This is a genomic window from Streptomyces sp. NPDC059917 (assembly GCF_042730635.1).
In the GTDB taxonomy this organism is placed as follows: Bacteria; Actinomycetota; Actinomycetes; order Streptomycetales; family Streptomycetaceae; genus Streptomyces.
The window spans coordinates 25,629-32,501 of record NZ_JBHWLC010000087.1; the positions used below are offsets into that span (position 1 = coordinate 25,629).

Annotated in this window: 9 protein-coding genes and 1 pseudogene; 9 read left to right on the forward strand and 1 reads right to left on the reverse strand. The window is 73.3% G+C overall.

What is annotated here, in order from left to right:
* The first annotated feature begins 1 nt into the window (after position 1).
* Positions 2–1,180, forward strand: coding sequence for a winged helix DNA-binding domain-containing protein (locus ACFWAR_RS33650; RefSeq protein ID WP_385785626.1), 1,179 nt, complete (start codon positions 2–4; stop codon positions 1,178–1,180).
* Positions 1,181–1,228: 48 nt separating this feature from the next.
* On the opposite strand, the gene ACFWAR_RS33655 is transcribed toward ACFWAR_RS33650, so the two are convergent.
* Positions 1,229–1,861: a TIGR03085 family metal-binding protein gene (locus ACFWAR_RS33655; protein ID WP_385785629.1), complete on the reverse strand. Its 633-nt coding sequence runs from the start codon at positions 1,859–1,861 to the stop codon at positions 1,229–1,231.
* 84 nt (positions 1,862–1,945) lie between these two features.
* On the opposite strand from ACFWAR_RS33655, the gene hisI reads away from it, so the two are divergent.
* The 8 genes and pseudogenes from hisI to ACFWAR_RS33695 form a co-directional block, all read left to right on the forward strand.
* Positions 1,946–2,317 (forward strand): phosphoribosyl-AMP cyclohydrolase, encoded by a 372-nt coding sequence (gene hisI / locus ACFWAR_RS33660; protein WP_354383956.1) that lies wholly within the window; start codon positions 1,946–1,948, stop codon positions 2,315–2,317.
* Between the two features lie 15 nt (positions 2,318–2,332).
* Positions 2,333–3,823 (forward strand): anthranilate synthase component I, encoded by a 1,491-nt coding sequence (locus ACFWAR_RS33665; RefSeq protein WP_385785632.1) that lies wholly within the window; start codon positions 2,333–2,335, stop codon positions 3,821–3,823.
* Between the two features lie 23 nt (positions 3,824–3,846).
* Positions 3,847–4,509 carry a TIGR02234 family membrane protein gene (locus ACFWAR_RS33670; protein WP_385785635.1) on the forward strand — a complete coding sequence of 221 codons (663 nt, stop codon included), beginning with the start codon at positions 3,847–3,849 and terminating at the stop codon, positions 4,507–4,509.
* 130 nt (positions 4,510–4,639) lie between these two features.
* The gene (locus ACFWAR_RS33675; RefSeq protein ID WP_385785638.1) at positions 4,640–4,897 is read left to right on the forward strand and encodes an HGxxPAAW family protein; all 258 of its coding nucleotides are present in this window, start codon (positions 4,640–4,642) and stop codon (positions 4,895–4,897) included.
* A 73-nt stretch (positions 4,898–4,970) separates the two neighbouring features.
* Positions 4,971–5,432: a DUF2752 domain-containing protein gene (locus ACFWAR_RS33680; protein WP_385785640.1), complete on the forward strand. Its 462-nt coding sequence runs from the start codon at positions 4,971–4,973 to the stop codon at positions 5,430–5,432.
* A gap of 148 nt (positions 5,433–5,580) precedes the next feature.
* Positions 5,581–6,390, forward strand: a complete 810-nt coding sequence (gene trpC / locus ACFWAR_RS33685; protein ID WP_330329924.1) for an indole-3-glycerol phosphate synthase TrpC — start codon at positions 5,581–5,583, stop codon at positions 6,388–6,390.
* Positions 6,391–6,401: 11 nt separating this feature from the next.
* Complete coding sequence (gene trpM, locus ACFWAR_RS33690; RefSeq protein ID WP_354383962.1) at positions 6,402–6,611, forward strand: tryptophan biosynthesis modulator TrpM; 210 nt, start codon at positions 6,402–6,404, stop codon at positions 6,609–6,611.
* Positions 6,612–6,730: 119 nt separating this feature from the next.
* Positions 6,731–6,873, forward strand: a pseudogene (locus tag ACFWAR_RS33695) (tryptophan synthase subunit beta); the annotation flags it as partial.

Here is a 6,873-nt window from a genome sequence, read left to right on the forward strand (position 1 = left end):
CATGACCGCTACCCGGCCGAAGATCACCGACGAGCACCGCCGCGCCCTGCTCGTGACGCGCCACCTGCTGACGCCCGCGACGCGCGCCACCACCCCCGAGCAGGTCGTCGACGCCCTGCTCGCCCTGCACGCCACCGATCCCGCCAGCGTCCACCTCAGCGCGGCCGCCCGCATGGCCACCCCCTCGGTGGCGGAGCTGGAGCGGGCCCTGTACACCGACCGGAGCCTGGCGCGGATGCTGTGCATGCGCCGCACCATGTTCGTCGTGCCCCGCGCCCTGGCCCCCGTCGTCGACGCCTCCACCGCCCGCGCGGTCGCCGCCCGCGAGCGCACCGGGCTGCTCAAGGTCCTGGCCGAGCAACTGGGCCACGACGCCGCTTGGCTGGCCCGGACCGAGGCCGCCGTGCTCGCCGCCCTCGCCGAGCGCGGCGAAGCGTCCGCGACCCAACTCGCCGACGCGGTGCCCCGGTTGAAGGAGGTGATCGTGATGGCGCCGGGCAAGCCGTACGAGGCCAGGCCCCGCATCACCAGCCGGGTCCTGTCCGTGCTCGCCGCCGAGGGCCGCATCCGCCGCGGCCGCCCGCTCGGCAGCTGGGCCTCCTCGCAGTTCCGCTGGATGATCGCCGAGCCCCACCCCGAGCTGCCCCTCGGCCTGGCCCGGGCCGAACTGGCCGCCGCCTACCTCGCCGCCTTCGGCCCCGCCACCACCGCGGACCTCAAGTGGTGGACCGGCTGGACGCTCACCGACATCCGCAAGGCGCTGGCCGAGGTCGACACCGTCGACGTCGAGCTGAGCTGCGGGCCGGCCCACGCCCTGCCCGCCCACCTGGAGGCGCCCGCCGCCCCCGAACCCGCCGCCGCCCTGCTGCCCTCGCTCGATCCCACCGCCATGGGCTGGATCCAGCGCGACTGGTACCTGGACCCGGCCCACGTCCCCGAGCTCTTCGACAACAACGGCAACATCGGGCCCACCCTGTGGTGGGACGGCCGGATCGTCGGCGGCTGGACGCAGCGACCCGACGGCGAGATCGTCACCGAGCTGCTGACCGGAGCCGACCCGGGGCGCGAGGCCCGTGGCTCGATCGCGGCCGAGACCGCGCGACTGACCGCCTTCTTCGGCGACCTGCGCGTGCGCCCCAGCATGCGGACCCCGCTGGAGCGGCGCCTGACGGCGGGCTGACCCGGCCTCCGGGGGCAGTCGGGGACCAGCACGTCCGAAGGAGACGCCCTACAGGCCCAGCTTCGCCGTCGTCAGTTTCGCCACCGCGTCCTTCTCGCCGTCCAGTTCGATCCGCGAGGCGTCCTGGCGGCCGAAGCAGAACAGGGTCAGCTCGCCGGGGTCGCCCGTCACCGTGACCACCGGCGTGCCCTTGTGGGCCACCGCCGTCTGGCCGTTCGGACGGCGCAGCACCAGGCCCACCGGGGAGCGGCGGCCGGTCAGGCGGGCCAGCTTCTCCAGGCGCGACCACAGCGAGTCCGAGAACACCGGGTCCAGTTCGCGGGGCGACCAGTCCGGCTGGGCCCGGCGCACGTCCTCCGCGTGGACGTAGAACTCCACCGCGTTCGCGGCCTCGTCGATCTGCTTCAGCGAGTACACCGACATCTTCGGCGGGCCGGTCCTGATCAGCTGGATCAGTTCCTCGTACGGCTTGGCCGTGTACTCGGCCATCGCCTTGTCCAGCCGGGCCTTGAGCACGTTCAGCAGGATCCCGCCCGCCGCGTCCGGCCGACGCTCCCGCACCACCACGTGCGCCGCCAGTTCCCGGGTCCGCCAGCCGTCGCACAGCGTCGGCGCCTCGGGCCCCGCCGACTCCAACAGGTCCGCCAGCAGCAGTCGTTCACGCTTCGCATGGGTAGACATGCGGGCCAGCCTACGGCCGGAACCGACCCCGCGCCTGCTCATCAGGCGGACAGTCCTCCGTACCGGCCCGCCCCGCGCGGCACAATGGTCCCCATGAGTACGTCCTCCCTCGACCCCGCGATCGCCGCGCGCCTCAAGCGCTCCGCGGACGGTCTGGTGCCCGCCATCGCCCAGCAGTACGACACCGGTGAGGTGCTCATGCTCGGCTGGATGGACGACGAGGCCCTGCACCGCACCCTGACCACCGGCCGCTGCACGTACTGGTCCCGCAGCCGCCAGGAGTACTGGGTCAAGGGAGACACTTCCGGCCACTTCCAGCATGTGAAGTCCGTCGCCCTGGACTGCGACGCCGACACCGTGCTCGTCCGGGTCGACCAGGTCGGCGCGGCCTGCCACACGGGCACCCGCACCTGCTTCGACACCGACGTCCTCCTCCGCCCCGCCGAAGCCGAATAGGTAAGGTCGCACGCCATGGATCTTGAAACGTTCCGCAAGCTCGCGGCCGACCGCCGGGTCATCCCCGTCAGCCGCCGCCTCCTCGCCGACGGGGACACTCCGGTCGGCCTCTACCGCAAGCTGGCCGCCGAGCGCCCGGGCACGTTCCTGCTGGAGTCGGCCGAGAACGGCCGCTCCTGGTCGCGGTACTCCTTCGTCGGCGTCCGCAGCGACGCGACCCTGACGGTGCGGGGCGGCGAGGCGCACTGGATCGGCACCCCGCCCGTCGGAGTGCCCACCACCGGCGACCCCCTGGAGGCGCTGCGCGCCACCGTCGAGGCCCTGCACACCCCGCGCGACCTCTCGGGCGGCCTGCCGCCCTTCACCGGCGGCATGGTCGGCTACCTCGGCTACGACATCGTGCGCCGCCTGGAGCGGATCGGCGAGCACGCCCACGACGACCTCGAACTCCCCGAGCTGACGATGCTGCTCACCTCGGACATCGCGGTCCTCGACCACTGGGACGGCACGGTCCTGCTGATCGCCAACGCGATCAACCACAACGACCTCGACACGGGCGTCGACGAGGCCTACGCCGACGCCGTCGCCCGGCTCGACGCGATGGAGGTCGACCTCTCCCGCCCGGCGCCGTACACGCCCGCGCCGCTGCCGGCCTCCGAGCTGCCCGCGTACTCGGCCCTGTGGGGCGGCGAGAAGTACCAGGCGGCCGTCGAGGACGTCAAGGAACGCATCCGCGCGGGCGAGGCCTTCCAGGTCGTGCCCTCGCAGCGGTTCGAGACCCCCTGCACCGCCTCCGCCCTGGACGTCTACCGGGTGCTGCGCGCCACCAACCCGTCCCCGTACATGTACCTCTTCCGCTTCGAGAACGGCTTCGACGTCGTCGGCTCCAGCCCCGAAGCCCTGGTCAAGGTCGAGGACGGGCGGGCCATGGTCCACCCCATCGCCGGCACCCGGCACCGCGGCGCCACCCCGCAGGAGGACCACGACCTCGCCGAGGAGCTGCTGGCCGACCCCAAGGAGCGCGCCGAGCACCTCATGCTCGTCGACCTCGGCCGCAACGACCTCGGCCGGGTCTGCGAACCGGGCAGCGTCGAGGTCGTCGACTTCATGAGCATCGAGAAGTACTCGCACGTCATGCACATCGTCTCGACGGTCACCGGCCGCGTCGCCGAGGACCGGACCGCCTTCGACGTGCTGACCGCCTGCTTCCCGGCCGGCACCCTGTCCGGGGCGCCCAAGCCGCGCGCCATGCAGATCATCGAGGAGCTGGAGCCCTCCCGCCGCGGGCTCTACGGCGGCTGCGTCGGCTACCTCGACTTCGCCGGGGACGCCGACACGGCCATCGCCATCCGCACCGCGCTGCTGCGCGACGGCACGGCGTACGTGCAGGCCGGAGCCGGGGTCGTGGCCGATTCCGTGCCCGAGCTGGAGGACGCCGAGTGCCGCAACAAGGCCGCCGCGGTGCTCCGCGCGGTCGGAGCGGCGAACCGGCTCCACTCCGCCTGAAGCGGTAGGGGATAGTGGGGTGCGTGAGCGCCGTACCCCCACCCCGAACCGATCCCGCCGCCGCCCCGGAAGCCGTTGCGGCCGCCGCGCGCGGCGGCGGCAGCCGCCGCAGCGTCGCCGCGGCCCTGCTGCTCGGCGCGCTCGGCGCCACCGTCGTCCTGCTGGCCTCGGGCCGGACCTGGGCGCGCGGCACCGCCGCCGCGGCCGGGGGCGGCGCGCTGCCGCTGTCGGCCGACGGGCGGGCCGTCACCGGGGTGCCCGCGGCCCTGGCCATCGTGGCCCTCGCGGCCCTGGTCGCCGTCTTCGCCGTACGCGGTCGCAGCCGTCTGCTGGTCTCCGGGCTGCTCGCGCTGAGCGGCCTCGGCGCGATCGCCGCCGCGCTGGCGGGGGCGGGCGACCGGGCGGCGCTGGACGACGCGGCGGCCCGCACGACCGCGGACACCGCCGCCCACGCGGCCGCGCTCACGCACACGGCGTGGCCGTACGTGACGGCGGCGGGCGCGGTCCTGATCCTGCTGGCCGGGCTGCTGGCCCTGCGCTTCGGCCGGAGCTGGCCCGCGATGGGCGGCCGCTACGAGCGCGACGGCACGCCCCGGCCGCGCAAGGCGCCGGTGGTGGACCCGGACCGGCCGGAAGACCTGTGGAAGGCGCTGGACCGGGGCGAGGACCCCACGGGCGGGCGCTGAAAGCCTGGTCACCCCCCGCGCGCGAGGGGCGTCCCGGGTGCGGGACAATGAAGGCAATGACGGCCGGGCGGTCGTACAGACGCGTTCGACAGAACGACCCAGATCGACAAAGACCAACGAGGAGCAACTCATGGCGGGCACTGACCACGGACACACCCCGGCCGCCTGGACCGGTGTCATCATCGCTTTCGTCGGTTTCTGCGTCTCCGGCGCGTTCATGGTGCTGGCGAACCTGACCGGCTTCGTCGCCGGACTGGTCATCGTGGCGCTGGGCGGCGTCGTCGGCATGGCGATGAAGGCGGCGGGCATGGGCGCGCCGAAGGCCGAGCACAAGGACCTCGCCACGGTCATCGCCGCCGCGAAGGCCGCCAAGGCCGCGAAGGTCTGATGTTCCGGAGCGGAATCGAAAGGCGCGGCCCCGTCGGGCTGCGCCTTTTGTCATGACCGGCGAGAATCAGCGCGTGGACGCCTCACACACCCCGCTGGCGACGCCCGGGCCGCCCGGCGCCGGGCCCGCCGCCCCCACCCGGGCCCGTCGCCTCGCCGCCCCGGTGCTCACGCTGGCCGTGGCCGCCTCGGCGCTGGGCTACGTCGCCGCCGTGGACCCGTACGAACCGGGCCACTACCCGGTGTGCCCGCTGTTCCGGCTGACCGGGATCCTGTGCCCCGGCTGCGGCGGGCTGCGCAGCGCCCACGCGTTCGCCCACGGCGATCTGGTCACCGCTCTCGGCGCGAACGCCATGGCGGTCGTCGGCTACTTCGTCTTCGCCGGCTTCATGATCCTGTGGCTGATTCGCGCCTATCGCGGCGGGCCGACCCCGCGGCTGGCCCTCGCACCGCCGTACTGGTGGGGGATCGGAGCCGTGGCGCTGATTTTCGCCGTTGTCCGAAACCTGCCCTTCGGGTCGGCGCTGGCCCCGTGAGCCCGTACGCGGCCCGGATTGAAGAGCAGATTCCGAATGTCCAGTCAATGGGACGCCGTCAATCGTGTGCAGAGGCGAGTGCCTCCTGCGGATACCATTTGATTGCTGACCTTGAACCAGTCGACCGACCCGGAAGGGGGCCGCTCGCGTGAGTGTGCTCGACGAGATCATCGAAGGGGTCCGCGCCGACCTTGCCGAAAGGCAGTCGCGCGTCAGCCTCGACGAGCTCAAGGAGCGTGCCGCCAAGGCGCCCCAGGCCAAGGACGGCGTCGCCGCCCTTCGTGGCGAAGGCGTCAAGGTGATCTGTGAGGTGAAGCGCTCCAGCCCCTCCAAGGGCGCGCTCGCCGCGATCGCAGACCCGGCAGGCCTGGCCGCCGATTACGAGGCGGGCGGCGCCGCCGTCATCTCCGTCCTGACCGAGGAGCGCCGCTTCGGCGGTTCCCTCGCGGACCTGGAAGCCGTACGAGCACGGGTGGACGTTCCCATCCTGCGCAAGGACTTCATCGTCACGGCGTACCAGCTGTGGGAGGCCCGCGCCTACGGCGCCGACCTCGTGCTGCTGATCGTCGCGGCCCTGGAGCAGGAGGCCCTCGTCTCCCTCATCGAGCGGGCCGAGTCCATCGGCCTCACCCCGCTCGTCGAGGTCCACGACGAGGAGGAGGCCGAGCGCGCGGTCGCCGCTGGCGCCAAGATCATCGGCGTCAACGCGCGCAACCTCAAGGACCTCAAGGTGGACCGCTCGACCTTCGAGCGGGTCGTCCCCGAGATCCCGGCCCACATCGTGAAGGTCGCCGAGTCCGGCATCCGCGGACCGCACGACCTCATCGCCTACGCGAACGAGGGCGCCGACGCCGTCCTCGTGGGCGAATCCCTGGTCACCGGCCGCGACCCGAAGGCCGCCGTGGCCGACCTGGTCGCCGCCGGCGCCCACCCCGCCCTGCGCCACGGGCGGAGCTGACCCGCACCGTGATGCCGTCCGCCCGCGCCGCCCGCACCCGACCCGGCCTCCCCGGCCTGGTCGGCGTGCCGTCGGCCCACGCGCCCCTGGCGCGCGGCTGCCGCCCCCGCGGCTGCCGCGCCCCGGCCCGGCGCGTGCGCGGGCGCCGGGTCCGGTACGTGATCGGGTCGGAGCCCGGCCAGGTCAACGGCATGCGATGGCGTGGCGGAGCCGCGTCGTAGCCGTCCCGCGCCCTGATCCGCACTCCGCTGTCGCTATGGCAGTGGTGGAGTCGGACGCGCTCGCGGCCCTCGGCGCAATACGGTGAATCCCACCCGATTGCTTCCGTAGGAGTACTGGCATGCCGTCCAGTGAGTTCTTCATTCCGGACCCCGAGGGTTCCGTCCCCAACGCCGAGGGCTATTTCGGTGATTTCGGTGGCAAGTTCATTCCGGAGGCGTTGGTCGCCGCGGTGGATGAGGTTGCGGCCGAGTACGAGAAGGC